This window comes from Devosia sp. Soil_C_22 (assembly GCF_057657195.1).
In genome coordinates this window covers 2,325,661-2,349,695 of the sequence record NZ_JBDGIY010000001.1, presented here as the reverse complement: position 1 = coordinate 2,349,695, position 24,035 = coordinate 2,325,661, and the positions used below count along the sequence as shown (strand labels likewise).

Below are 24,035 nucleotides of genomic sequence, written 5' to 3'. Positions count from 1 at the left end.
TCAATTCGCAGGGGCCTCGCCGGGTTCCGGAACCAATCGGGTTCGGCACCGGTTTTTCGGGTATCCACGTCCGGCCGGATCGCCCTATGACCATCCTCAATGTGCGTCACGTCACCAGCTATGCCTATGCCAGGCCGGTTCGCTTCGGGCCGCACAAGCTACTGTTTCGGCCGCGCGATAGTCACGACCAGCGCATGCTGCGCGCCGACGTCAAGGTGTCGCCCGAGGCTGAACTGCACTGGATCCACGACGTGTTCGGCAACTGCATCACCATCGCCCAGTTTCCGGATGTGAGGGCGACCGAGCTGCGGTTCGAGACCAATATCGTGCTCGACCATACCCCGCACATGGTGCCGCGCTTCGAGACCGAGCCGCGCGCCAAGTTGTGGCCGTTCGAGTATGACGAGGAGTGCCTGCCCGATCTTGCCGCCTATATGCGGCCGCATCACCCGGCGCCCGAGGTCGAGGCTTTCGCCCGCAAATTCACCCGCGCCGGGCGCGAGACCGAGACCGGGCACCTGCTGATGACCATGACCACCGGCATTCGCGAGAGCCTCACCTATGTGCGGCGCAACGAGCCGGGCACGCAGTTGCCACTCCATACGCTGACCCTGCGCTCGGGCACCTGTCGCGACTACGCGCTGCTGATGATCGAGGCCTGCCGGGCGCTCGGCTTGGCGGCGCGCTTCGTCACCGGCTACATCTATTCGCCTTCGCGCGATGCTGGCGGCGTGCTGCGCGGTGGCGGCGCTACCCATGCCTGGGTGCAGGTGTTCCTGCCTGGCGCGGGCTGGGTCGAGTTCGATCCCACCAACGGCATTGTCGGCAGCAGGGACCTGATCCGCGTCGGCGTCGCCCGGGAGCCGAGACAGGCACGTCCGCTCAGCGGCAGCTTCATCGGCGATCGCGCCGACTATCGCGGCATGGCGGTGCAGGTGAACGTCACCGCAGGGGGCGGCGCGGTGCCCGATGTCGCGGCGGCCGGCCGGCGCGTACGCAACGCCAACGTGGCGGCGCTGGATCAGCCGCGGCCTTAGCCTTCTGCCCGGTTGCACTTATGCGCCAATCGCTTACACCTCCGCTCGCGTCAAACGAGAGGAGCATCGCGATGGCCGGCAAGGTGAGGTGGGGCATTCTGGCGACGGGTGGCATCGCGTCGAAATTCGTGCAGGACCTGCAGCAGCACGGCCACACGGTGACCGCCGTCGGCTCGCGCTCGCAGGCTGGCGCCGATGCTTTCGCCGCCCGCTTCGGCATAGGCGGGGTCCACGGCAGCTACGAGGCGCTGTGTGCCGATCCCGAGATTGATGCGATTTATGTCGCGACCCCGCACCCGATGCATCACGCCAACGCGAAGCTGGCGCTCGAGCATGGCAAGCACGTGCTGATCGAGAAGGCCTTCACCGTCAACGCCCGCGAAGCGCAGGACCTCGTCGACCTTGCGGCCAGCAAGGGCCTCGTCGTGCTCGAAGCGATGTGGACGCGCTTCCTGCCGCACATGCTGCGCATCCGCGAAATCCTCGCCTCCGGCGCGCTGGGCGAAATCCGCTCGGTGGTCGCCGAGCATGTGCAGGACCTGCCGGACGATCCCAAGCATCGTCTCAACGCGCTGGAGCTGGGCGGCGGTGCATTGCTCGATCTCGGCATCTATCCGATCTCGTTCGTGTTCGATGTGCTCGGCAAGCCCGAGACGATCGTCGCCAGGGCGCGGTTCAAGGACACCGGCGCCGACGGCACCGTCGCCACGATGTTCACCTATCCCGATGGCGCCATCGCCATGACGATCTCGGCCAGCGACACGGCCGGGCGCAACATCGCCACCATCCACGGCACCGACGGGCGCATCGAGATCGACACGGTCTGGTACACCCCGACCAGCTTCCGCCACTACAAGGGCAAGGACGAACTGGTCGAGCACTACACGTCCAACGTCACCGGGCGCGGCATGCAGTACCAGGCCGCCGAGCTCGAGCGGCTGGTCGCCGCCGGTGAGACCGCGGGCACGATCCTGCCGCCCGCCGAGAGTGTCGCCATCATGGCCTGCCTCGACGAGATCCGGGCGCAGATCGGGCTGCGTTATCCCACCGAATAGGCGGCAGTTGCCGGGCAACGGCGCAGGCGGCACTATGGCACCAACGAGGAGCCACACCAAAATCGTCCTGCGCGTGCTGACCAGCCTGTTCGGCCGACCCGATCCTGTCCCGGGCCGGCCTCGCATCGAACTCGCCGAACGGCCGGCACTGATCTACGCGATCGGCGACGTGCATGGGTGCCTGGCGGAACTGGTCGAGCTCGAACGGCTGATCGCCGAGGATGCTGCCGACACCCCCGGTGATAAGCTGTTGGTGATGCTGGGCGACTATGTCGATCGTGGGCCGAGTAGCGCGCAGGTGCTCGACCATCTGCTCGAACCGCCGCCGGCCGGATTTCGCCGCATCGCGCTGTGCGGCAACCACGAGCAGGCGCTGCTCGATTTCCTCGCCTCGCCCCGGCGCGGCGAATCCTGGCTCGATTTCGGCGCCGAGGCGACGCTCGCCTCCTATGGCGCTGATCCGCTGGTTGCCCGGCGCGGCGCGCTGCCGGCCGCCGCCACCCTCGAAGCGCTGATGCCCATCGAGCACCGCGAGCTTCTCGCCAACCTGCCGACCCTGCTGACCGTGCCGGGCTACGCCTTCGTTCATGCTGGCCTCGCGCCCGGCGTGCCGGTCACACGGCAGAACGACGCCGACCTGATCTGGATCCGCGAGCCCTTCCTCAGCACCGCTCGGGTAGCCGACGGCGTGGTCGTCGTCCACGGGCACACTCCCGGTAGCGAACCGGTGGTGACGCCGGCCCGCATCTGCGTCGATACCGCCGCCTTCGCCACCGGACGCCTCACCGCCGTACGCATACCGGCCATGGGCGAGCCGCGCTTCATCGCGACGGCGCGGGCAGGGGGCCCGCCGCGCTAGAAGCCAAGCCGTACGGCGGCATCATGCATTGCCGTGGCGACCACCTGGTAGCCCGCGGCATTGAGGTGGATGTTGTCGTAGCGGAGCGAGCGCGGCACGATGTCGGCGCGCACGTCCTCGGCATCGTCCGGAGAGGCGGCGGCGATGAGCGCCGCGCGCAGGTCGACGAAGCGGCTGCCATAGGTGTCCTTGAGCCGCGCGTTCAGGGCCAGCAACTGTGCATAGCCTGGCGTGCCGGCGCGTTCGACGGCATAGTTGCCGTTGATGATCGCGCCGACGAGATAGCGATCGTGACCCAGCGCGGCGACCATCTGCGCGATGTCGGCGAGCACGATCTGTGGCTCGTCGTAGTTGTTGCGGCCAACCCAGATCCAGGTGACTTCGCCACGCTCGGTCGCCGATGCAGCCAGCATGCGCGTCCTGACCTCGGTCGAGGTCTCCCCGCCAAAACCGTGCACGGATACGACGCGCGGCGGCACGAACATGGCGCTCGCGAGCCTGGGGTAGCTGAGCGTGCTGCCCGCGCCTGCTCCCGCGGTCAGGCTGTCGCCCCAGGCGGCGATCGGCAGCGTGCTCGGGGTGCGCCGGTCCGGCACTATGACGGGCAGCGCCAGCAGCACGACGATCGCCGCCGCGACTGCCGTCACCGCGAGCCATAGCCTAGCCGGCATAGGCCACCCAGCCCCGAAAGCTGAAGCCCGCGTAGAACAGGCTGATCCCGCCGAACCCCGCATCGCGGAGCATAGCTTCTTCCTCTTCCGGAGCGAGGATGCTCAGCCGAGTGCCTATGGCCTGCCGTGCGAGCTCGAGGCTCGCCGGATCGGCACCGTCGCGTGCGCCGAAGGCGACATGGCGGGCGATGAAGGCGGAACGCTCGGGCTCGGTCTGCGGGAAGCTGACATGCGCCAGCACGAACGGCGCACCGGGCCTCAGCCGCCGCCGGATCTGCTGCAGCGTCGGCAGCCGTTGCTCGCGCGGAATGAAGTGGAAGGTCAGGATGCTGGTCGCGCCGTCGAACGGCCCTTCGGGCGCCGCATCGATATAGCCTTCATGGAGCGCAATCCGGTCGGCATGAGCACCGGCCGTCTGCGCGGCCAGCCGCAGCATGTCGGCCGAGGGATCGACGCCATCGAACCGCCAGCCCGGGTGCGCCTCGGCGAAGGCGCGTAACTCCAGCCCGCCGCCGGCTCCGAGCACCAGCACGCGTCCGTCGACCGGCACGCGCTCGGCCAGCAGCATGGTGGTCATGCGCAGCAGGCCGGCATGCCCAGGAACCTGCCGCGGCGGGCCCTCCACATAGGAGGCCGCGTGCTGCGCGCCGAAGGTATTTGTCATGCGATCCTCCTCCCGGACAGGCGGCGGCCGGCAAGGGCCAGCACCAGCCCGCCGATCACGATGATGACGGCCCCCGCCACCACGCCTTCATTGGGCAACTCGGCAAACAGCAGCCAGCCGACGAGGGCGGCGAATACCAGCGAGGAATAGGACAACGGCGCCAGCGCCGACACCCGCGCCAGCATGTTGGCCCGGATATTGAGATATTGCCCGAAGATGGCGAGCGGCCCAAGCCCGAGCAGCGCCAGGTTCACCCAGCCGGCCGAGCGCCAGGTGAGGAGGGCAGGGACAAGCAGGATCATCATGCCCAGGAAATTCACGCTGGCCAGCGTTACCAGCGGCCGGTCCGTGGCGGACAGGATCTTGATGAACAGTCCCTCGAGCGCGAGCAGGAAGCTGCCGGCAACCACCACCAGCATGGGCACCAGGTAACTCGCATCAGCCGCGGAGAAGGCGCCGCGCGACAGGACGATCACCACCGCCCCGGCGAGGCTGATCGCGACGGCCGCGAGCCGCACCCCGGTCATGCGCTCGCCCAGCACCGAGATGCCGAGCAGGATCAGAAACACCGGGCTCAGCTGCGAGATGGCAGTGACGTCGACGACCGGAATCTGCGTGTTGCCGTAGATGATCGTGGCGCCACCGAGCCCGCCGGTAAGGGCGCGCCAGACATGGCGCATCGGTTTGGGGCTCTTCAACGTGCGCCAGGTTTCGCCGCGCAGCAGCGCGACCACGACGATGGTGAGAAAGCCGCCGACATAGCGCAGGAACATGATCTGCAGCGGCGAGGCGAGGTCGCCGACAATGCGCCCCGACACGAAGATCAGCGTGAAGATGCCCGCCACCAGCAGCGCGTAGATCGCCGCAAGGGGATGGATGTGCCTGATGTCATCGGCTGCGAGGCTGCTCATGCCAGCGAAGATCCCACTCGTCCGCCAGTCCACGCGCCAGCTCCGACGCTCCCGGTGTAGCCGCCGCCCACCGCCCGCGCCAGTCACCAATGGTCTGCTTCCATCAGGTGGAAGGATGGTCTGCAGCGATGTTGGGGAAGGAGAGTGGCGCGCCCTAGGGGAATCGAACCCCTGTTCCCGCCGTGAGAGGGCGGTGTCCTGACCGCTAGACGAAGGGCGCGGCGGAACTCTTATGGCGATCTACGCCAACCACGTCAACACTACCCCATGTGGAGGAAGTGGCGCGCCCTAGGGGAGTCGAACCCCTCTCTGCACCGTGAAAGGGTGCCGTCCTAACCGATAGACGAAGGGCGCCGCGGTGGTGGTCCCTATAGGGGGGTTCACCCAAGCTGGCAAGAGCCATTTTCCGGGCTGTGGAAGGTTTCAGCAGCCTGAGAAGGTCACCGGCTTGTTCCAGCCGCGCGGACGGTCGCGCACGTCGACATGGATGAAGTTACGCCCCGGATAGCAGCCGAGCCCGCCGACGTCGCGGTTGGATTTGGCGAAGGCGATGAGCTGGCTCTTGGGCACGCCGGGGATGAAGAAATCCACCGCCAGGCACTTCATGTGCATGCTGGAATCGACGCCGCCGCCGATAATGTTGCGGATCGGATCGCGATAGGCCGAGTTTACGACGATCTTCTTGCCGAAGCGGCGCTCGAACGAGCCGATCACGCCCTTGAGCTTGGGATTGACGCAAGAATTGTCCACGTCCCAGGACGACAGGTACATGCCGTTGCGGACGACGAAGCCATTGTAGGAGGCGCCGCCGCCACCGCCGAGGAAGAAGCAGCCGGACAGGAGCGTTGCGCACCACAGCGCAGCGACGAGACGTAGCATGTAGTTCTGATCCCCGACCTGTCGGATCCGGTATGGTCGAGACCGGCCCTTGCCCGGCCGGCCTCGTTGTCGGGAAAGCTACATAGGCTTGGCTAACCGGCGGCTAAGCCGCGTGGTTAGCGAGCCGTTACCAGGCGCCGGTATTGGGCATCGACACCCACGGCTCGGCCGGCGGCAGGGGCGAGCCCTTCTGCAGGATTTCGACCGAGATGTTGTCGGGCGAGCGCACGAAGGCCATGTTGCCGTCGCGAGGCGGGCGATTGATGGTGTAGCCCATGTCCTGCATGTGCTTGCAGAAGGCGTAGATGTCATCGACCTCATAGGCGAGGTGGCCGAAATTGCGCCCGCCCGTATAGACCTCGGGGTCCCAGTTATAGGTGAGCTCGACCGGGGTTTCATGCTGGCCGGGAGGGGCGAGGAAGATCAGCGTGTAGCGGCCCTTCTCGTTCTCGGTGCGGCGGATTTCCTCGAGCCCGAGGCCGTCGCGATAGAAGCGCAGCGACGCATCGACATCGGTGACGCGAACCATGGTGTGCAGGTATTTCAACGGGAGACCTCCTCGTAGATGGCCGGAGGAGCCCCGGCCGAAAGCGGGCGCACTCTAGGGGCGAGGGGCAGGTGGGGCAACTGCGCCATGCGCACTAGTGTCCGCCGCAGCACTGCCGCCGTGGTGGGTGGAAAAGGCAGAGAAAATGGTAAACGCTTCTTAACTTCCGGCAATGAATCGGACAGAGTGAAGCGGTCTTGTAGCGTACCCCGTCTTGCGGCGGGGCGAGTACGAAGAGGCTTATTGGCATGGGGGCCAAGTATTCAGCCGAGGGCGACGATGCCGGAGCACGCTCCGAGGATCGTCACGACTTGGGCCAGCAGAGCGGCGCCGATAGCGGGCTCGATGTCATCGAGATCGTCGGCACCATCAAGTGGTTCGACGTCGCCAAGGGATTTGGCTTCATCGTCCCCGATGATGGCCGCCCCGATGTGCTGCTACATGTCACCTGCCTCAGGCGCGACGGCTACCAGACCGCTTACGAGGGCGCCCGTATCGTGGTCGAGGCTTTGGCCCGTCCCGGGGGGTTGCAGGCCTTCCGCATCGTTTCGATGGACGAATCGACCGCCAGGCATCCGGCGCAGTTGCCGCCGCCGCGCACCCATGTGGCCGTCGAGCCGACCAGCAAGCTCGAGCGGCTCGAGGTGAAGTGGTTCAACCGCATTCGCGGCTTCGGCTTCCTGTCGGCCGGCGAGGGCACGCCCGACATTTTCGTGCACATGGAAACGCTGCGCCGCTTCGGCATCACCGAGCTCCGCCCCGGCCAGTATGTGCTCGTGCGGTACGGCAATGGCCCCAAGGGCCTGATGGTCGCCGAGATCCGCCCCGACGGCTGGGGCGACGCCCCGTCCTCGCACTGAGGCACTAGGCCTCTCTTCGCCACAGGGTCATCCCGGCGAAGGCCGGGATCCATCCTGAGATGGTCCGGCCAACGCTCCCACGGTTTGGGGCAGGGGCGCCGCCCACCCACCAGCTGTCATCCCTGCGAAAGCAGGGATCTACCTCTCCAACAGCGCGGGCTGCGCGTTGACCCTGCTCCGGCAGTGGTGACGTCCGGTGGTGAGGGCGCACGTTAGTCGAGCGGCCACCCCACCGACGCCGCGCGCCAAAACCTTTTTCGCCCTACACGCGCCGCGATCGCCCGGTTATGGTCCCGGGCGTTTCGTTTCCGCGGGTTCCCATGCTCAAACTGCTCAAGCTCATCCAGGCCGCGCTGCTGGCGCTGGTCGTCATGCCGCTCGCCGCCTGCTCGGCCGATGACAGCCAGCTGGTGATCAAGTCCGCAAATGGCGATCACACCTTCACCGTCGAGGTCGTCGATACCCCGGAATCGCGGGCCCGCGGGCTGATGTTCGTGCAGTCGCTGGCGCCCGACGCCGGCATGCTGTTCGATTTCAAGGAGAGCCGGCCGGTCTCGTTCTGGATGCGCAACACCTTCATCCCGCTCGACATGGTGTTCATCCGCGCCGACGGGGTGGTGGCCAATATCCACGTCAACGCCATCCCGCAGGATCCGACGGGTATTCCGTCGGACGGGCCGGTGATGTTCGTGCTCGAAATCCCGGGCGGCCGTTCGGTGGAGCTGGGGCTCAAGCCGGGCGACACCGTCGTCCACCCACGGATCAAGCCAGCCGGCTGATCACCATGCAGTCGAGCACCGCGACGAGGTGGAGGCTCGCGCCGGCGACGACGAAGCCGTGCCAGAGCGCATTGTGGAAGCTCAGCCGCTCCCACAAATGGAAGATCAGTCCGACGCTGTAGCAGACGCCGCCGGCCACCAGCAGCCACAGCGCCGTGCCCGGCAGGTGCGCGGCCAGCGCCTGGAACACGAACACGCCGCTCCAGCCGATGCCGAGATAGAGCACGATGGCTCCGCGTCCGAACCTGTGTGGCACGAACAGTTTCAGCGCCATGCCGGTGAGCGCTGCGACCCAGATCAGCAGGCCCATCACGATGGCGGACGGTGTCGCGCCCAGCAGTACGAGGAAGGGCGTATAGGTGCCGGCGATGAACAGGAAGATCGCCGCCTGGTCGAGCCGGGCCAGCGTCCGCTTGGCCGGCGCGGTGATCGGGCAGAGATTGAACGCCAGCGACACGCCCAGGACGGTCAACAGGCTTCCGACATAGAGTACCAGCGCCGGCAGCTCGTCCGGCGCGGTCTCGAAGCCGGCGAAGGCCAGCAGCACGGCGCCCAGCGCAACGGCCACGATGATGCCGATGCCATGCACGATGCCGTCGGCGATCAGCTCGGGCAGGGTGAACGGGCGGCCGCGGGTCCACCAGGTGCGGGCAATGGTCGTCTCGGTCGTCACAGGCGCGGCGATCCCTCAAATTGAATAAGCTGTGACAATCCCGTCATCGGACTGTCATAGTCAAGCAATTCGGCGGTGTGGGTGCTTGACACGTAACGCAGTTGTTACAAACGTCCGGCCATCGCCTTGTTTGGGAACGCGAAATGAGTCTCCCCGAGCTCTACTCGGCTTTGGCCGATCCGACCCGGCTGCGCGTGCTGGAGCTGCTGCACGAAAAAGCGCGCCCGGTGCACGAGCTCGCCGCCGCCTTCGATATCAGCCGTCCCGCCATCTCGCGGCACCTGCGCGTGCTCAAGGAGGCGGGCTTGGTCACCGAGATCAAGCAGGGGCGCGAGAACGTCTATTCGTTCACGCGCGAGCCGCTGAAGCTCGGGGCAGGGTGGATCGAGAAGCACGCGGCCAAACCCGCGGCCAAGGCGAAGGCCGCGAAGAAAGCCGTCGCGCCGGTCGTCGCACCCGAGCCGATCATCGTCAAAGCAGTCGAACCGGTGGCTGCACCCAGGCCGCTGGCAAAGACGAAGTCCGTATCAGTTCGCGTCAAACCTGCCGAAGCCCCAATCGTCATACCGCCGACCGCGCCCGCCCAAGCGCCGCCGCAGCTATCCTTCTTCGATCTCTAGGGTCATCGGCTGGCGTAACGCCATCCACTACCACCGCGTCATCCCGCCGTCGGGCGGGGCCGATCCTGAGATGTCGCGGTGTGGCCTAGGGCCCGGGCACCAACTCATCGATCCGGCCGGTGAGATAATAGCCGGCGAGCCCGGCCCACTCGCGCAGCGCGATCGTGGCGACAGCCATGTTTTCGGGCGATTGATCGGGCTTGAAGCGGATGCCTTCGCTGCCGCTGGCGAGATAGTCCGCTGGCCACGGCACGACGGCGAGGTCCGCCCGGCGAAACAGGCCGACCGAGCGCGGCATATGGAAGGCCGAGGTGACCAGCAGCCAGGTCTGGCCATCGGTCGTGCCGGCCACGGCCCTGGCGAACTGCGCATTCTCCTCGGTATTGCGCGACCTGTCGTCGATGAGGATGCGGTCGGCCGCTATGCCGAAGGCCTCGAAGAAGCGCTTGCCGGCCAGCGCTTCCGCTTCCTGCGCGACCAGCGCCGGTTGTCCGCCGGCGATCAGCACCCGCGCTTCGGGATGTCGCTGTGCCAGCCGCAGTGTTTCCACGAACCGGTCGCCCGACCGGTTCAGCTCCCAGCCGCCGCGCACGTCGTTCACCTCCCCATCCATGGCGCCGCCCAACACCACGATCCCATCGATCCGGGCCGGCTCAGGCGGCCGGGCAAAACGCTGCTCGAGCGGAGTGATCAGCAGGTAGCCGAAGGTGGTGAAGCTGCACACGAGGAGCAGCAGCAACGCCGCCGCGATCGCCACCCGCGCCGGCCAGCGCCGCCTCAGCCAGCTCAGCAGCAGGCCAAGCACAAGCAGCAGCAGGACGAGCGACAGCGGTTGCGCCAGCAACCAGAAGATGCGGGTGAAGTACGGGAACAGGGCAGGGACCTCCGACGGGGCCGCCACCCTGCCATTGCCGCGCCGTGGCAGCAAATGGGCGGATGCCGAGAAAGGCTGGCGACCTCGGGAGGATTCGAACCTCCGACCAACAGCTTAGAAGGCTGCTGCTCTATCCCCTGAGCTACGAGGCCGTGAGCGCGATGTAGCGCAAAGCCGGGCAAATGTCAGTCCCGGAGCGGCGACATACAAGGATGCTCAGATCGCCTCCGTGCTCTCGCGCACGATCAGGTCGGAGGTCAGCACCACGTGGATCGGCTCGTTCTCGGAGGCGATACCCTCGATGATGTCGATCAGCGTGCGCGTCGCCATGCGGCCGATCTTTTCGCGGGGCTGGCGCATGGTAGTGAGCGGCGGGTCGAAATATTCGGCGACCGCGATATCGTCGAAGCCGATCAGCGAGATGTCACGCGGGCACTCGATGCCCGCCTGCCGCGCGCGGTGAATGAAGCCGATGGCCATTTCGTCGGTGGCGGCAAAAATCGCAGTGGGCAGTTCGCCCGAGGCGAGGATGGCATCGGCGGCCGACTGGCCCGAGGGCATGTTGTAGGCGCCCATCGCCACCCATTCGGGACGGATCTCGAGGCCCGCCTCGGCCATGGCCTCGCGGTAGCCGAGCAGCCGTTCATGCGGGTTCTGGTTGCGCGAGGGCACGCTGATATGGCCGATGCGTCGATGCCCGAGGGCGACCAGGTGCTGCACGGCGCGCTTGGCCGCGGCGCGGTTGTCGGTGATTACCGAGTTGATCTTGGCATCGGGCAGCTCGTCATAGGCGGCGACGAGGGGGAGGGCGATGCCGGCCTGGCCGATGCCGTGCAGTCGGTTGGTATCGAGCGAGCCGTCGAACAGCAGCAGCCCGTCGGCGCGCGTCGAGAGCAGATAGTCGCGCAGCCACAGGTTCGGATCGTCGCCGATGCTCGAGGCCACCATCACGCTGTAGCCCCGTTCGGAGGCCTCGCTGATCACCGCATCGACGATGGTCGAATAGTACGGATTGCCGATATTGGGGGCCGCCATCAGAATCGTGCGGGCGGCCTTTAGGCGTAGGGAGCGGGCTGCCTGGTTGATGGTGTAGCCCGTTTCGCGCACCGCGGCGTGAACCCGCTCGCGGGTCGTCTCGGACACTCGTTCGGGGGCACTCAGCACACGGCTGACAGTGGCTGCGGACACATTGGCGTGTCGCGCAACATCTTGAATTGTCGGTGTTTTTCTCGACGTGTTCATTGTCGGGCGGTTCTCCCTCGGCGCCGCCTGCTACTTCTGTCTAATTCGTTCTTGACAGTCCGGCAAGGAATGTCGGAAAGTCCCTGCAATCGATTGCATCAGGTTCTGCAAGCGCCGATGAAATCGATTACACGCAATCGGCGGAGACTGCATCCAAAAAGATGGGGTCCTGCACCGCCGATGAAATTTCGCAAGGGGGCAACCGCTCCTCTGGTGAACGTTGGGAGGACTACATTATGAAATCTTTCGTGTCGGTGGTGGCCGTTGCGGCCGCCGCCCTGCTTGGCAGCACGGCTGTTCGCGCCGCTGACGTCGAAGTCATCCACTGGTGGACTTCGGGCGGCGAGCAGGCGGCCGTGTCGGTCTTCGCGAACGAGTTCGACAAGACCGGCGACAAGTGGGTCGACAACGCGATCGCGCTGGGCGAAACCGCCCGTGCCGCGATCATGCAGCGCGCGCTGGGCGGCGATCCGCCGGATGCCGCGCAGTTCAACCCGGGCCGTCAGTATGAAGAACTGATCGCGGCCGGCCTGCTGCTGGATCTGACGCCGCTCGCCGAGCAGGAAGGCTGGGACAATTTCATCCGTCCCGCCGATACCGTTGCTCCGTGCAAGATCGACGGCAAGTGGTGGTGCGTTCCGGTCAACATCCACATGAACAACTGGGCCTGGATCTCGATCCCGGCGTTCGAAAAGGCCGGTCTGCCGGTCCCGACCACCTGGGACGAGTACATCGCCGACCTGCCCAAGCTGAAGGATGCCGGCGTCATCCCGTTCGCCGTCGGCGGTGACGGCGGCGGCTGGCAGATCTCGACGCTGGCCAACGGCCTGATCCTCGCCCAGCTGGGCGCCGAGAAGGTCGAAAAGATCTGGAAGGACAAGGATCTCGACCTGGCCGGCGGCCCGGAAGTGCTCAAGGCCTTCACCGATCTGAAGACCCTCGGTTCCTACGCCGATGCCGGTTCGCCGAACCGCTCGTGGAGCGACACGACTTCGCTGGTGATCTCCGACGAGGCGGCCCTGCAGGTCATGGGCGACTGGGCTCAGGGTGAGTTCCAGGTCGCCGGCGAGAAGCCGGGCGTCGACTATGCCTGCTCGCTCGGGCCTCTGCTTCCCGAGCCCACCAATGTCCGTATCGGTGGCGACATCTTCGTGTTCTTCAAGCAGAACGATCCGGAAGTCGAGCGCGCCCAGCTGTCGCTGGCCTCGATGATGGTGAACCCGACCGTGCAGGCGCTGTTCAACACCGCCAAGGGTTCAGCTCCGATCCGCGACGACGTCGACCTGTCGCTCGCCAATGACTGCATGAAGCTCGCCATCTCCGTGCTCGGCAAGGACGGCGCGGTGGTTCCGGACCAGAACGTGTGGCGCAACGAGGCCTTCGCTACGGCCCAGAACGCCATCTTCTCGGACCTGATCTACAACGCTGCCACCACCCCGGAAGCGGCCCAGGCGCAGTTCGTGCAGCTGCTGCAGAACGCCGAGTAAGGTGTGTCGAAAGCGCGGCGGCCCGGCTATGCTGGGCCGCCGTTTCCATTTCTGTTGCATGTCTTCGAGGAATTGAGGCGTGACCATTACTGTTGCCGATGAGCAGGGCCTGACCACGGGCCAGCTCAAATCCAGGGCCAACCGCCGAAAACTCCTCGGCAAACTGCCGGCGATCGTCGGTACCCTGCCGATGACCATCGTGGCGCTCGGCGTCTTCGTCATCGGCATCGCCTTCACGGTGGTGTTGAGTTTCACCAACACCAAGTTCTTCCTCATCAACATCGATTTCGTCGGGCTGCGACAGTATCAGGTGCTGTGGTCGACGCCGCGCTGGCTGCAGTCGGTCGAGAACATCTGGTTCTACGGCTTCGGCCATATCGCGCTCTGCCTCGGCGTCGGCTTCCTGCTCGCGGTGGCGATGGACCAGCGCATTCGCGGCGAAGACGCGTTCCGCACCATCTTCCTCTACCCCTTCGCGCTGTCGGCGGTGATCACGGGTCTGGTCTGGCAATTGATGCTCGATCCGATCTGGGGCCTCCAAGCCTTCGTGCGCAGCCTCGGCTATCCCGACTTCACGTTCGCCCCGCTCGCCAGCGGCGATACCGCGCTGCTCGGCATGATCGTCGCGTCGGTGTGGAACGGCGTAGGCGTCACCATGGCGATCCTGCTGGCCGGCCTCCGTGGTGTCGACGAGGAAATCTGGAAGGCCGCCAAGATCGACGGCATCCCGACCTGGCGCACTTACATCTCGATCGTCATCCCGATGATGCGCGGCGCCGTCGCGACGGCCTCGATCCTGCTCGTCGTCAACGTCGTGCGCACCTTCGACATCGTCATCGCCATGACCGGCGGTGGTCCGGGCATCTCCACGCAGATGCCGGCTACCTACGTCATCGACAACATCAACTCGCGCAACGTGGCGCAGGGCATGGCCGCAGCAACCTGCATGCTGCTGCCGATCCTGGCGCTGATCCTGATCCAGGCGTTCTTCCGCTGGCGTGCTGCGCGCAAGGTGAGCACCACATGAGTTCCGCAGTCGCCACTGCCGGCATGGAGCCGACCGGCCCCAAGCCCAAACGCCTGACGCCCGCCCGCGTCGGCATCTATGCCTTCCTGATCATCGCGGCGTTGTTCTTCCTCGTTCCGCTCATCGTCATGCTGATGACGTCGATGAAGTCGATGAACGAGATTCGCGGCGGCAACATCTTCGCGCTGCCGATGCAGCCGACCTTCGACTACTGGGTGAAAGCCTGGAGTTCGGCCTGCACGGGTCGCGACTGCTTCGGCCTCCAGCCCGGCTTCTTCAACTCGGTGAAGATCACCGCGCTGTCGGTGCCGGTCTCGATCATCCTCGCCATGGTCAACGGCTACGCGCTCAGCTTCTGGCGCTTCAAGGGCTCGGAGCTGCTGTTCGGCATCCTCGTGTTCGGCGCCTTCGTGCCGTTCCAGGTGCTGGTCTATCCGATCATCTTCGCGCTCAGCCGCGTCGGCCTGTTCGGTACGCTGCCCGGCATCGTGATCGTCCACACCATCTTCGGCATGCCGATCCTGACGCTGTTGTTCCGCAACTTCTTCGCTTCGCTTCCGGGCGAGCTGTTCAAGGCGGCGCGCGTCGACGGGGCAGGGTTCTGGCGTATCTTCTTTTCGGTGATGCTGCCCATGTCGGTGCCGATCACCATCGTAGCGGTCATCCTGCAGGTCACCGGCATCTGGAACGACTTCATCTTCGGCCTGGTGTTCGCCGGCCGCGAGAACATGCCGATGACGGTCCAGCTCAACAACATCGTGCGCACCTCGACCGGCACGGTCGAATACAGCACCAACATGGCGGCGACGGTGCTTACCGGCGCGGTGCCGCTGATCGTTTATTTCGTGTCCGGTAAGTGGTTCGTCCGCGGCATCGCTGCCGGCGCGGTGAAGGGGTAAATCCTCCAATGACGTCTAGTGTTTCCATCCGCGATCTCAGCCTCAACTTCGGCCCCGTGAAGGTGCTCGAGAAGCTGGATCTCGAAGTCGCCCGCGGCGAGTTCATCGTGCTGCTCGGGCCCTCGGGCTGCGGCAAGTCCACGCTGCTCAACTGCATCGCCGGCCTGCTCGACGTCTCCGACGGGCAGATCCACATCTCGGGCAAGAACGTCACCTGGGAGGAGCCCAAGGACCGCGGCATCGGCATGGTGTTCCAGTCCTATGCGCTCTATCCGCAGATGACGGTGGAAAAGAACCTGAGCTTCGGCCTGCGCGTCGCGGGCATGCCCAGGGCCGAGATCGAGACGCGCGTGAAGCGGGCCTCCGAGATCCTGCAGATCCAGCCGCTGCTGCAGCGCAAGCCGGTCGAGCTCTCGGGCGGCCAGCGCCAGCGCGTCGCCATCGGCCGAGCGCTGGTGCGCGACGTCGACGTGTTCCTGTTCGACGAACCGCTGTCGAACCTCGATGCCAAGCTGCGCAACGACCTGCGCGTCGAGATCAAGCGCCTGCACCAGCGGCTCAAGAACACCATGATCTACGTCACGCACGACCAGATCGAGGCGATGACGCTGGCCGACCGTATCGCCATCATGCGCAACGGCGTCATCCAGCAGCTCGATGATCCGCACACCATCTACAACAAGCCCAGGAACCTGTTCGTCGCGGGCTTTATCGGCTCGCCGTCGATGAACTTCCTCAACGGCGATCTCAACGCCGGCGCGATCAACGTGTCGGGCACCACCATTCCGCTCGCCAACTATGCCTTCGCGGGCAAGGCCGAGGGCGGTGCGGTGCTGGGCATCCGCCCCGAGCATGTGGTCGTCGGGGAGGACGCCCGCCGCATGCCGTTCCAGATCGAAAGCGAGATCGAGATCGTCGAACCGATGGGCGCCGATACCGTGGCCTGGACCAAGGTTGGCGGCCAGCAGCTGACCTTCCGCGCCGCAGCCGAGGTCCATCTCGAGCCCGGGCAGAAGGTGCTGATCGGCTTCGATCCGGCCCGCGGGTCGGTGTTCAACGCGCAGAGCGGCGAGCGCATCTGACCTTTTGCCGGATTGGCATTACCCGTCGCGTGGCGGTACCACCCCGCGACGTGCAATGTCCAAGCACATAATCGGCGCCGCCCCGGCCCAAACCGGGGCGGCCGCTTTACGGGAGGACGATCATTGGATTTTTCGTTTCAGCTCTATAGCGCGCGCAATTTTCCGCCGCTCGACGCGGTTCTCGGACGGATCGCCAAGCTCGGCTACAAGCAGGTCGAAGGCTTTGGCGGGCTCTATGCCGATGCCGAGACCCTCGCCGCGGCGCTCAAGGCCAACAATCTCACGATGCCGACCGGCCATTTCGGCCTGTCGCAACTGCTCGATACCGACGCTGCGCTGAAGACCGCCGAAACGCTCGGCATCCGCTACCTCTACTGCCCGGCCATCCCCAAGGAAGAGCGCACCGGCAAGCCGCTAAGCGGCTGGGTCGAGCTCGGTGAGACGCTCGCAAAGCTCGGCGAAGCTTTCCGCAAGCGCGGTTTCGGCTTTGGCTGGCACAACCACGATTTCGAGTTCACCCCGCTGCCGACCGGCGAGCTGCCGATGGACATCCTGCTCACGACCGCCGCCCACAACGAGTGGGAAATGGACGTCGCCTGGGTGGTCAAGGGCGGCCAGGATCCGATCGCCTGGATGAAGAAGTATGGCGGCCGCATCAATGCGGTGCACGTCAAGGACATCGCGCCCGCCGGCGAGAATGCCAACGAGGACGGCTGGGCCGATGTCGGCCACGGCACCATGGATTGGCAAGCGCTTTCGACCGCCATCAAGCAGCACACCAATGCCCGCTACTGGGTGATGGAGCACGACAATCCGGCCGACGTCGACCGGTTCGCCTCGCGCTCGATCGCTTCCGTCAACGCCTGGAAATAAGAGAAGTCCAATGGATATCGGCTTTCAGCTCTACAGCGCCCGCAACTACCCGCTCGCCGAGGTGCTGAAGAAGGTAGCCGCACTCGGCTACACCCATGTCGAAGGCTATGGCGCGCTCTATGCCAACCCCGATCCGGCCGCGCTCAAGGCACTGCTCGACCAGAACGGGCTGACCATGCCGACGGCCCATATCAGCCTCGACGACCTCAAGGACACGGCAAAGACCCTGAAGCTCGCCGAAACGCTCGGCATCAAGGTCGCCGTCTGCCCCTGGCTCGCGCCCGAGCAGCGCCCGACCAGCGCGGCGGGCTGGAAGCAGTTTGGCGCCGAGCTGCAGGCGATCGGCAAGCCGCTGCAGGATGCCGGCCTCACCTTCGGCTATCACAACCACGATTTCGAGTTCGCGACCTATGACGGCCGCTACGCCCTGGACATCCTGCTCGAAGCCGCGCCCGCGGTGAACGTCGAAGCCGACGTGGCCTGGATCGTGCGCGGCAAGGCCGACCCGGCCACCTGGCTGCCCAAGTTCGGCGACCGCATCGTCGCCGTCCACGTCAAGGACCTCGCCCCCGCCGGCGAAGCCGAGGACGAGGGTGGCTGGGCCGATGCCGGCCACGGCACCGTCGGCTGGACCAAGCTGTGGCCGATCGTCCGTAACCAGACCCGCGCGCAATATTTCGTCGCCGAGCACGACAACCCCAACGACATCGATCGCTTCGCCTCGCGCTCGATCGCCTTCATCAAGACCCTCGGAGCCTGATCCAAAATGGCAAAGACCTATGGCGTCGGCATCATGGGTGCCGGCAATATCTCGGCCGCCTACCTGCGTCTCGCGCCGCTGTTCAAGAATCTCGAAGTCCGCGCCATCGCCGACATTCTGCCAGAAGCCGCCAAGAAGCGGGCCGAGGAGTATAATGTCGCCGCGCAGACCCCGGATGAGCTGCTGAAGAACTCCGAGATCGACGTGATCGTGAACCTCACGATCCCCTCGACGCATTTCTCGGTGTCCAAGGACATCCTCACCTCCGGCAAGCACGCCTACTCGGAAAAGCCGTTCGTGCTGTCGGTCGAGGAGGGCATCCAGCTCAAGGCGCTCGCCGCCGAGCATGGGCTCAAGGTCGGTTCGGCTCCGGACACGTTCCTGGGCGGCGCGCACCAGCAGGCCCGCTCGATCATCGATTCGGGCAAGCTCGGCCGCATCGCTTCGGGCACCATGCACGTGATGAGCCGCGGCATGGAGCACTGGCACCCCAATCCGGATTTCTTCTTCCAGCCCGGCGGCGGCCCGATCCTCGATCTCGGCCCGTACTACATCACCGACCTGATCAGCCTCGTCGGCCCGATCAAGCGCGTCTCGGCCTTCACCGGCATGGCGCGCGCCGAGCGTGAAGTGACCGCCGAGGGCCCGTACAAGGGCACCTTCATCAAGGTCGGCACACCGACGACCATCCACGCCATCCTCGAGTTCCACTCGGGCGCGATCATCACGCTGGGCGCCAGCTGGGACGTGGCCAGCCACGGCCACCACAATATCGAGCTCTACGGTACCGAAGGCTCGGTCTACGTGCCCGATCCGAATTTCTTCAACGGCGATGTCACCATCACCGACATTACCGGCGCCAAGGAGAAGGTGACCCCGTGGGATCACCCGTTCGGCGTCGCCAACCAGGGCCTCGATACCCCCAACCCGCGCGCCAACTACCGCAATGCGGGCCTCTCCGACATGATGGATGCGTTCGAGACCGGCCGGCACGCCCGCTGCGACCTCGACACGGCCCTGCACGCCGTCGACGTCATGGTGTCGATCCTCAAGGCCGGCGAGACCGGCCAGGTGATCACGCTGCAAACCACCTGCGAACGCCCGGCCGCCTTCGGCCCGGATGAGGCCCGCGCGCTGCTCCGCTGAGCCTGTTCGCATCGGAAAATGACAAAGGCCCGGGAGCGATCCCGGGCCTTCGGCTGACCCCCACCGAGATGCCGTTGCCGCAAGGCAATCCCAGCCGCATCCAGCTCGTCGCGCCGCAGGGCAGGCTGCCACCCTGAGTCAGGCGACGCGGGTTGCCAGCATGGGGCGGTCGAAGCGCAGCCACAGGGCGATGAAGCAGGCGCAGCCGAGCAGCCCGGTCAGTACCACCAGCCACAGCGCCACCTGCGTCGACAACATCCCGGCGACGATCGCGAACACCACCGGCGCGAAGGAGGAAACCACCAGTCGCGCCGAGCTGATCAGCCCCAGTCGCCGTCCGTAGCGGCCGGCCCCGAACAGCGCGAGCGGCAGCGTGCCCGACACGATGCTCGACAGCCCCGAGCCGAGCCCGAACAGAATGGCGAAGGCGGCGCCGCCAACCATCCACGGCGCCGTGGTGGCGAGCAGCACCAGCGCCAGCGGCATCAAAGCGGCGGCGATGGCGGCGAGCGCGGCCTGCGACAGGCCCTTTCCGAACTGCATGTTCACCACCCGGCTCAGCACCTGCGCCGGCCCGAACAGCGTGGTGACCATCACGCCGGCCGCACCCATGCCCAGCGTCGTCAACAGCGGGATCATGTGCATGAGGATGGCCGAGGAGACGAAGCCGAGCAGCGCGAACCCGGCGAGCATAAGCAATTGGGCGCCGGTCTCGGCCGAAGGCGGCACGAGGGCAGGGTGCTCGCTCGCGGTCGTCGCCTGCGGTTTGTCAGGCGCCCGGCGTCCCTGCCGCGCCAGCCAGATATGCGCCGGCAGGCAGGCGACGAGGTTCAGCGCGGCATAAACGAGATAGACCTCGCGCCAGCTGAGCGTCGCGTGCAGCGCCGTGGTCAGCGGCCAGAACACGGTCGAGGCAAAGCCGGCGATCAGCGTCAGGTGCACGATGGCGCGCTGCGCTCCCGGCCCCGTCAACTGGGCCAGCGCGGCGAATGCGGTGGAATAGAGCACGAAGGCCGAGGCGATCTCCACCGCCATCAGCCCGGCGACGAATGCCGGGCCGTTGGGCGCCAGCGCCATCAGCGCCAGGGCGAGCGCCGCCCCCACCGAGCCCCACGCCATCAGCCTTGCCGCGCCGAACCGGTCGGCCCAGCTGCCCGAGATCGGCGCGACAACGCCACCCACCAGCAGCGACACTGACAGCGCCGCATAAACCCATTCCAGCGACCAACCGAACTCGCGGCCGATCGCCGGCGCCAGCGCGCTGAAGCTGTAATAGAGCGTCCCGTAGCCGATGACCTGCGTCAGCCCGAGGGCCCAGATCACCCGGTGGCGCGTGTTTGCGCTCAGCTCGCTCATTGTTCGCCCGGGCCTGGTGGTTCAGCAGCAGCCGGATTTCGCCGCGGAGGGCGAGCAGCACGCTGCGGCTTCCGCCTGTGCCGCGCGATGGCGCGGCTTGCAGATGGCCGGGCGTTCGCCCAGCTGCACCACCGCCTCGGTATCGGTGAAGCCGATGCCCGCCACGTCATAGACCTGCATCGCCTCGTCGGGCCGGCTCACCTCGATGGTCACACGGGCATCACCGCTGAGCCGGATCTTGCGATCCACCTGCGTGAGAATCGCGCGGAATTTCCCGACCGCGAGGAAGGTCTGGCCCTCCTTGGCGGGCATGTCCTCGACCTGCAGGATGGTCTCCCGCCAAGCATCGGGATTCCCGCCGCAGTCGAGCGTCACGAACGAGCCGGCCTTTACCTCGGTGACGTGATAGCCCGGCTGCACGCGCCGGCCGCCATATTCAAGCACCAGGGCTTTGTCGTCATGCGGGGCGAGCAGCGCCAGCAGCGCGCTCAGGGATGTGTCTGCAATCAGGGGGCTGGCGTGAGCGTTCATCGTGCGCTATCCTCATTTCAACGACTCTTGAGATATTGAAATGAAACTCGACGAACAGCAAGCCCTGGATGCATTCGGCGCCCTCTCGCAGGAGACGCGGCTGCAGATGGTGCGTGCGCTGGTGGTTGCCGGTCCGGCCGGCCTCGCAGCCGGCGCCATCGGCGAAGCGGTGGGCGCATCTTCGTCCAGCGCCTCGTTCCACCTGTCGCATCTCGAACGCGCCGGGCTCGTCCAATCGCGCCGCGAGTCGCGCTCGATCATCTATTCCGCCAATTTCGACGGGCTCAGCGGCCTCGTCGAATTCCTGATGCGCGACTGCTGCCAGGGCCACCCGGAAGTGTGCCTGCCTGCCGCTGCCGTCGCCGCATCCTGCTGCGCCCCCGCCACCAAGGAGACCGCCTGTGCCTGCTGATCGCCCTTACAACGTCCTGTTCCTCTGCACGGGCAATTCGGCCCGCTCCATTCTCGGCGAAGCACTGCTGAACCACGTCGGCGGCACCCGTTTTCGCGGGTATTCGGCCGGCAGCCACCCCAAGGGCCAGGTGCACCCGATGACGCTCGAGGTGCTCAAGGATGCCGGCATCTCGATCGAGGGCCTGCGCTCCAAGGCCTGGGACGAGTTCGCCACCCCCGACGCGCCGAAGATGGATTTCGTCTTCACCGTCTGCGACCAAGCGGCCGGCGAGGCCTGCCCGATCTGGCCGGGCCAGCCGATGACCGCCCACTGGGGCATCGAGGATCCCGCCGCCGTCACCGGCCCGGAGTTCCAGCAGCGCGCTGCCTTCGAGGCCGCGCTCGGCTTCATGCGCAACCGCATCGCCGCCTTCACCAACCTGCCGCTCACCAGCATCGACCGGCTGACGCTGACGTCGAAGCTGCGCGGCATCGGCGCCATGGACGGCGCCACCGTCAAGGCCCCGCAGGTCGCGTGACCTCGCCCATGACCGAACTTCCGCGGCGCCTCGTTGCCGAGGCGCTCGGCTCGGCGCTGCTCGTCGCCACCGTGGTCGGCTCGGGTATCATGGCCGCCGCGCTCACCACCGATGGCGCGCTGGCGCTGCTCGGCAACACCCTGCCGACCGGCGCCATCCTCGTCGTTCTGATCACCGTGCTCGGGCCGATCTCGGGCGCGCATTTCAATCCGGCGGTGACGCTGGTCTTCACCCTGCGCCGCGAGCTGCCGGCCAGCCTCGCGCTGGCCTACATTCTCGCCCAGTGCGCCGGCGCCATCGCAGGCACCTTGCTCGCGCACGCCATGTTCGAGCTGCCGCTTCTCCAGCTCTCGACCCAAGCGCGCAGCGGGGCAGGGCAATGGCTGGCCGAGGCGGTCGCGACCTTCGGCCTCGTCGCCGTGATCCTCGGCGGCCTCCGCGCCCGGCCCGACAGCGTGCCGTGGCTGGTCGGCCTCTACATCACCGCCGCGTACTGGTTCACCGCCTCGACCAGCTTCGCCAATCCGGCCGTCACCCTTGCGCGGGCGCTCACCGACAGCTTTTCCGGCATCAGCCCCGCCGATGCGCCGGGCTTCATCATCGCCCAGCTCATCGGGGCGCTTGCCGCCGCCGCGCTCGGCGGCTGGCTGTGGCGGGCCGACATCCTACCGTCGCGCTAACACGTAGGATCACTTCTTTTCCGGGTTAACGACACCCAGCCTCGGGCGGACAAATTCCGCTCAACTGTCGCCATTTGCGCCAAGCCCGCTTCAACCGTGGATGGTCCAGGGTTCGGTCTTCCAAGACAAGGGTATGTTGCATATGGCTGTGCTGGCACTGGCGTACGAGATGGCGATGAGCGATCCGATCAACGAGGCATTGGTGCTCTACACGGGCTTCGGCAGTTCACCGTTTCCGCGCGCCAAGACCCCGCATCTGGTGCAGCGCTTCGGACATGACGAGGGCAACGCCCTCAAGCAGCGCATCCTCGAGCTGCTCGAGGAGTTGCAGCAGCCGGTCGATGGGCCGGAGAAGCGGTCCAGGAAGAGCGTTACCGAGCGCGCCATCGAGCAGCTCCGCCCACGCCATCCCGAGCTCGACGAGTCGGGTCTGAAGGCGCTGGCCTGGACTTTTGCGTTCGGGCTGCGCTGAGCGCCATCGTTCACCTTCAGTGAACGCTGCATTTCATTTTCTGCACGAATAACGCCGGCGTCCTGTTCGAGGCCGCCAGTCGTGTGGTCAAAGCCCCGGAAATCCCTTTACACACAAGCGTGTAACCTGACGCACAGGCGTGTAACCGGGGCAGTGTTCTGTGCCCTCATTCCCATTAGGTGCCTGCTTGCAGCTCGGGTGTACGGGCACTTATTTGCCTCTAGTCACATTTTGATACTGGAGTGCAGCAGAAATGACCAAACCGAAGATCGCAGTAATCATCAGCTCGACCCGTCCGACCCGCTTCGGCGACAAGCCGGCAACCTGGATCGCTGAACATGCCAAGGCGCGCGGCGACATCGACGTCGAAATCGTCGACCTGCGCGATTACGACCTGCCGCTGTTCGATGCCCCAGCCTCGGACTTCTGGATGCCGACCCCGAACGAGGTTGCCGCCAAGTGGCAGGCCAAGCTCAACGAGTTCGACGGCTACATCATCGTCACCGCCGAGTATAACCGCTCGATCACCGGCGCGCTGAAGAATGCCATCGACTGGGCCTACAAGCCGTTCATGAAGAAGGCCGTCGCCTTCATCGGCTACGGTTCGGTGGGCGGAGCGCGTGCCGTCGAGCACCTGCGCAACATCGTCGTCGAGTTGCAGGCCGTGCCGGTCCGCCACGCCATCCACATCGGCGGCTCGGATTTTGCCCCGATCATGTTCGGCCAGAAGACCTGGGATGAGACCAAGGTGAACTTCGACCAGTTCGTCCCCGACTTCCTCGAGAACCTGGTCTGGTGGACGAAGGCGACCAAGACCGCCCGCGACGCCGACTCGGCGGCGGCTGCCAAGGCCGCCTGATCGGGCCAATAGCCTTCGCCGGGGTTCTCCTCCTTTCGCACCCCGGCCCCCAGAGGCGGCGCTCTCCAGGGCGCCGCCTCATTTCTTGACTGGTGACGGGCGGCGCTCTCCAGGGCGCCGCCTCATCTTTTTGCGTACACGCTGCGGTGCTCTCCGGAGGCGCTGCGCTATTTCTCTTGGATATGACCGACGCCGCCATGTTAAGGTTGCCATGCAACCCCGGCGCAGGCTTCGTGTTGAGTGCGGGCGATGTTAGGTGT

General features: G+C 66.0%; 28 protein-coding genes and 3 tRNA genes. 18 read left to right on the top strand and 13 right to left on the bottom strand.

The window, feature by feature from the left end; translation table 11 throughout:
• Positions 1–86 precede the first annotated feature (86 nt).
• From AC3A6I_RS11395 to AC3A6I_RS11385, 3 genes are all read left to right on the top strand, one after another.
• Positions 87–1,037, top strand: coding sequence for a transglutaminase family protein (locus AC3A6I_RS11395; protein WP_487543813.1), 951 nt, complete (start codon positions 87–89; stop codon positions 1,035–1,037).
• Positions 1,038–1,108: 71 nt separating this feature from the next.
• Positions 1,109–2,092, top strand: a complete 984-nt coding sequence (locus AC3A6I_RS11390) for a Gfo/Idh/MocA family protein (protein ID WP_487543812.1) — start codon at positions 1,109–1,111, stop codon at positions 2,090–2,092.
• Positions 2,093–2,126: 34 nt separating this feature from the next.
• On the top strand, positions 2,127–2,951 hold the full coding sequence (locus AC3A6I_RS11385; protein ID WP_487543811.1) for a metallophosphoesterase family protein: 825 nt from the start codon (positions 2,127–2,129) through the stop codon (positions 2,949–2,951).
• On the opposite strand, the gene AC3A6I_RS11380 is transcribed toward AC3A6I_RS11385, so the two are convergent.
• The 7 genes from AC3A6I_RS11380 to AC3A6I_RS11350 form a co-directional block, all read right to left on the bottom strand.
• Positions 2,948–3,622, bottom strand: a complete 675-nt coding sequence (locus AC3A6I_RS11380; protein ID WP_487543810.1) for an SGNH/GDSL hydrolase family protein — start codon at positions 3,620–3,622, stop codon at positions 2,948–2,950. The two genes, AC3A6I_RS11385 and AC3A6I_RS11380, sit on opposite strands and share 4 nt — an antisense overlap.
• A complete protein-coding gene (locus AC3A6I_RS11375) occupies positions 3,612–4,286 on the bottom strand; it encodes a class I SAM-dependent methyltransferase (protein ID WP_487543809.1) in 675 nt (224 codons plus the stop codon). The genes AC3A6I_RS11380 and AC3A6I_RS11375 overlap by 11 nt, the downstream gene beginning before the upstream one ends.
• On the bottom strand, positions 4,283–5,197 hold the full coding sequence (locus AC3A6I_RS11370) for a DMT family transporter (RefSeq protein ID WP_487543808.1): 915 nt from the start codon (positions 5,195–5,197) through the stop codon (positions 4,283–4,285). The genes AC3A6I_RS11375 and AC3A6I_RS11370 overlap by 4 nt, the downstream gene beginning before the upstream one ends.
• Positions 5,198–5,342: 145 nt before the next feature.
• Positions 5,343–5,417: transfer RNA gene (locus tag AC3A6I_RS11365), tRNA-Glu, on the bottom strand.
• A 59-nt stretch (positions 5,418–5,476) separates the two neighbouring features.
• Positions 5,477–5,551 (bottom strand) — tRNA-Glu (locus AC3A6I_RS11360).
• Positions 5,552–5,620: 69 nt separating this feature from the next.
• Complete coding sequence (locus tag AC3A6I_RS11355; RefSeq protein ID WP_487543807.1) at positions 5,621–6,076, bottom strand: YcbK family protein; 456 nt, start codon at positions 6,074–6,076, stop codon at positions 5,621–5,623.
• A gap of 127 nt (positions 6,077–6,203) precedes the next feature.
• Entirely contained in the window at positions 6,204–6,623 is a 420-nt protein-coding gene (locus AC3A6I_RS11350; protein ID WP_487543806.1) for a VOC family protein, read from the bottom strand.
• A 248-nt stretch (positions 6,624–6,871) separates the two neighbouring features.
• Between AC3A6I_RS11350 and AC3A6I_RS11345 the strand changes: the two genes are divergently transcribed.
• Together AC3A6I_RS11345 and AC3A6I_RS11340 are read left to right on the top strand one after the other, a co-directional pair.
• Complete coding sequence (locus AC3A6I_RS11345) at positions 6,872–7,483, top strand: cold-shock protein (protein ID WP_487543805.1); 612 nt, start codon at positions 6,872–6,874, stop codon at positions 7,481–7,483.
• 320 nt (positions 7,484–7,803) lie between these two features.
• Positions 7,804–8,262, top strand: a complete 459-nt coding sequence (locus AC3A6I_RS11340) for a DUF192 domain-containing protein (RefSeq protein ID WP_487543804.1) — start codon at positions 7,804–7,806, stop codon at positions 8,260–8,262.
• Here AC3A6I_RS11340 and trhA read toward each other — a convergent pair.
• Positions 8,246–8,935, bottom strand: a complete 690-nt coding sequence (gene trhA, locus AC3A6I_RS11335) for a PAQR family membrane homeostasis protein TrhA (protein ID WP_487543803.1) — start codon at positions 8,933–8,935, stop codon at positions 8,246–8,248. The genes AC3A6I_RS11340 and trhA overlap by 17 nt on opposite strands.
• Before the next feature lie 143 nt (positions 8,936–9,078).
• Between trhA and AC3A6I_RS11330 the strand changes: the two genes are divergently transcribed.
• Complete coding sequence (locus tag AC3A6I_RS11330; protein ID WP_487543802.1) at positions 9,079–9,555, top strand: ArsR/SmtB family transcription factor; 477 nt, start codon at positions 9,079–9,081, stop codon at positions 9,553–9,555.
• Between the two features lie 85 nt (positions 9,556–9,640).
• On the opposite strand, the gene AC3A6I_RS11325 is transcribed toward AC3A6I_RS11330, so the two are convergent.
• The 3 genes from AC3A6I_RS11325 to AC3A6I_RS11315 form a co-directional block, all read right to left on the bottom strand.
• Positions 9,641–10,456 (bottom strand): YdcF family protein, encoded by an 816-nt coding sequence (locus AC3A6I_RS11325; RefSeq protein ID WP_487543801.1) that lies wholly within the window; start codon positions 10,454–10,456, stop codon positions 9,641–9,643.
• Between the two features lie 49 nt (positions 10,457–10,505).
• Positions 10,506–10,581 (bottom strand) — tRNA-Arg (locus tag AC3A6I_RS11320).
• Positions 10,582–10,645: 64 nt separating this feature from the next.
• A complete protein-coding gene (locus AC3A6I_RS11315; RefSeq protein WP_487543800.1) occupies positions 10,646–11,671 on the bottom strand; it encodes a LacI family DNA-binding transcriptional regulator in 1,026 nt (341 codons plus the stop codon).
• Between the two features lie 236 nt (positions 11,672–11,907).
• On the opposite strand from AC3A6I_RS11315, the gene AC3A6I_RS11310 reads away from it, so the two are divergent.
• The 7 genes from AC3A6I_RS11310 (at position 11,908) to AC3A6I_RS11280 (ending at position 18,945) form a co-directional block, all read left to right on the top strand.
• Positions 11,908–13,158: an ABC transporter substrate-binding protein gene (locus tag AC3A6I_RS11310; RefSeq protein WP_487543799.1), complete on the top strand. Its 1,251-nt coding sequence runs from the start codon at positions 11,908–11,910 to the stop codon at positions 13,156–13,158.
• A 79-nt stretch (positions 13,159–13,237) separates the two neighbouring features.
• Positions 13,238–14,185: a carbohydrate ABC transporter permease gene (locus tag AC3A6I_RS11305; protein WP_487543798.1), complete on the top strand. Its 948-nt coding sequence runs from the start codon at positions 13,238–13,240 to the stop codon at positions 14,183–14,185.
• On the top strand, positions 14,182–15,084 hold the full coding sequence (locus tag AC3A6I_RS11300) for a carbohydrate ABC transporter permease (RefSeq protein WP_487543797.1): 903 nt from the start codon (positions 14,182–14,184) through the stop codon (positions 15,082–15,084). Before AC3A6I_RS11305 ends, AC3A6I_RS11300 begins: the two co-directional genes overlap by 4 nt.
• 8 nt (positions 15,085–15,092) lie before the next feature.
• Positions 15,093–16,166, top strand: a complete 1,074-nt coding sequence (locus tag AC3A6I_RS11295) for an ABC transporter ATP-binding protein (protein WP_487543796.1) — start codon at positions 15,093–15,095, stop codon at positions 16,164–16,166.
• A gap of 123 nt (positions 16,167–16,289) precedes the next feature.
• The gene (locus tag AC3A6I_RS11290) at positions 16,290–17,039 is read left to right on the top strand and encodes a sugar phosphate isomerase/epimerase family protein (protein ID WP_487543795.1); all 750 of its coding nucleotides are present in this window, start codon (positions 16,290–16,292) and stop codon (positions 17,037–17,039) included.
• Positions 17,040–17,049: 10 nt separating this feature from the next.
• Complete coding sequence (locus tag AC3A6I_RS11285; protein ID WP_487543794.1) at positions 17,050–17,799, top strand: sugar phosphate isomerase/epimerase family protein; 750 nt, start codon at positions 17,050–17,052, stop codon at positions 17,797–17,799.
• Between the two features lie 6 nt (positions 17,800–17,805).
• Positions 17,806–18,945: a Gfo/Idh/MocA family protein gene (locus AC3A6I_RS11280; RefSeq protein ID WP_487543793.1), complete on the top strand. Its 1,140-nt coding sequence runs from the start codon at positions 17,806–17,808 to the stop codon at positions 18,943–18,945.
• Positions 18,946–19,083: 138 nt separating this feature from the next.
• On the opposite strand, the gene arsK is transcribed toward AC3A6I_RS11280, so the two are convergent.
• Both arsK and AC3A6I_RS11270 read right to left on the bottom strand, forming a co-directional pair.
• Positions 19,084–20,301 carry an arsenite efflux MFS transporter ArsK gene (arsK, locus tag AC3A6I_RS11275; RefSeq protein WP_487543792.1) on the bottom strand — a complete coding sequence of 406 codons (1,218 nt, stop codon included), beginning with the start codon at positions 20,299–20,301 and terminating at the stop codon, positions 19,084–19,086.
• Between the two features lie 21 nt (positions 20,302–20,322).
• Positions 20,323–20,832 (bottom strand): DUF6428 family protein, encoded by a 510-nt coding sequence (locus AC3A6I_RS11270; RefSeq protein WP_487543791.1) that lies wholly within the window; start codon positions 20,830–20,832, stop codon positions 20,323–20,325.
• Between the two features lie 40 nt (positions 20,833–20,872).
• Between AC3A6I_RS11270 and AC3A6I_RS11265 the strand changes: the two genes are divergently transcribed.
• The 5 genes from AC3A6I_RS11265 to AC3A6I_RS11245 all read left to right on the top strand — a co-directional run bounded on the left by AC3A6I_RS11265 (position 20,873) and on the right by AC3A6I_RS11245 (position 23,775).
• Positions 20,873–21,244, top strand: a complete 372-nt coding sequence (locus tag AC3A6I_RS11265) for an ArsR/SmtB family transcription factor (protein ID WP_487543790.1) — start codon at positions 20,873–20,875, stop codon at positions 21,242–21,244.
• Complete coding sequence (locus tag AC3A6I_RS11260; RefSeq protein WP_487543789.1) at positions 21,234–21,764, top strand: arsenate reductase ArsC; 531 nt, start codon at positions 21,234–21,236, stop codon at positions 21,762–21,764. The genes AC3A6I_RS11265 and AC3A6I_RS11260 overlap by 11 nt, the downstream gene beginning before the upstream one ends.
• 8 nt (positions 21,765–21,772) lie before the next feature.
• The gene (locus tag AC3A6I_RS11255; RefSeq protein ID WP_487543788.1) at positions 21,773–22,444 is read left to right on the top strand and encodes an MIP/aquaporin family protein; all 672 of its coding nucleotides are present in this window, start codon (positions 21,773–21,775) and stop codon (positions 22,442–22,444) included.
• 133 nt (positions 22,445–22,577) lie between these two features.
• Positions 22,578–22,916 carry a hypothetical protein gene (locus AC3A6I_RS11250; protein WP_487543787.1) on the top strand — a complete coding sequence of 113 codons (339 nt, stop codon included), beginning with the start codon at positions 22,578–22,580 and terminating at the stop codon, positions 22,914–22,916.
• A gap of 253 nt (positions 22,917–23,169) precedes the next feature.
• On the top strand, positions 23,170–23,775 hold the full coding sequence (locus AC3A6I_RS11245) for an NADPH-dependent FMN reductase (RefSeq protein WP_487543786.1): 606 nt from the start codon (positions 23,170–23,172) through the stop codon (positions 23,773–23,775).
• The last annotated feature ends 260 nt before the right edge of the window (positions 23,776–24,035 follow it).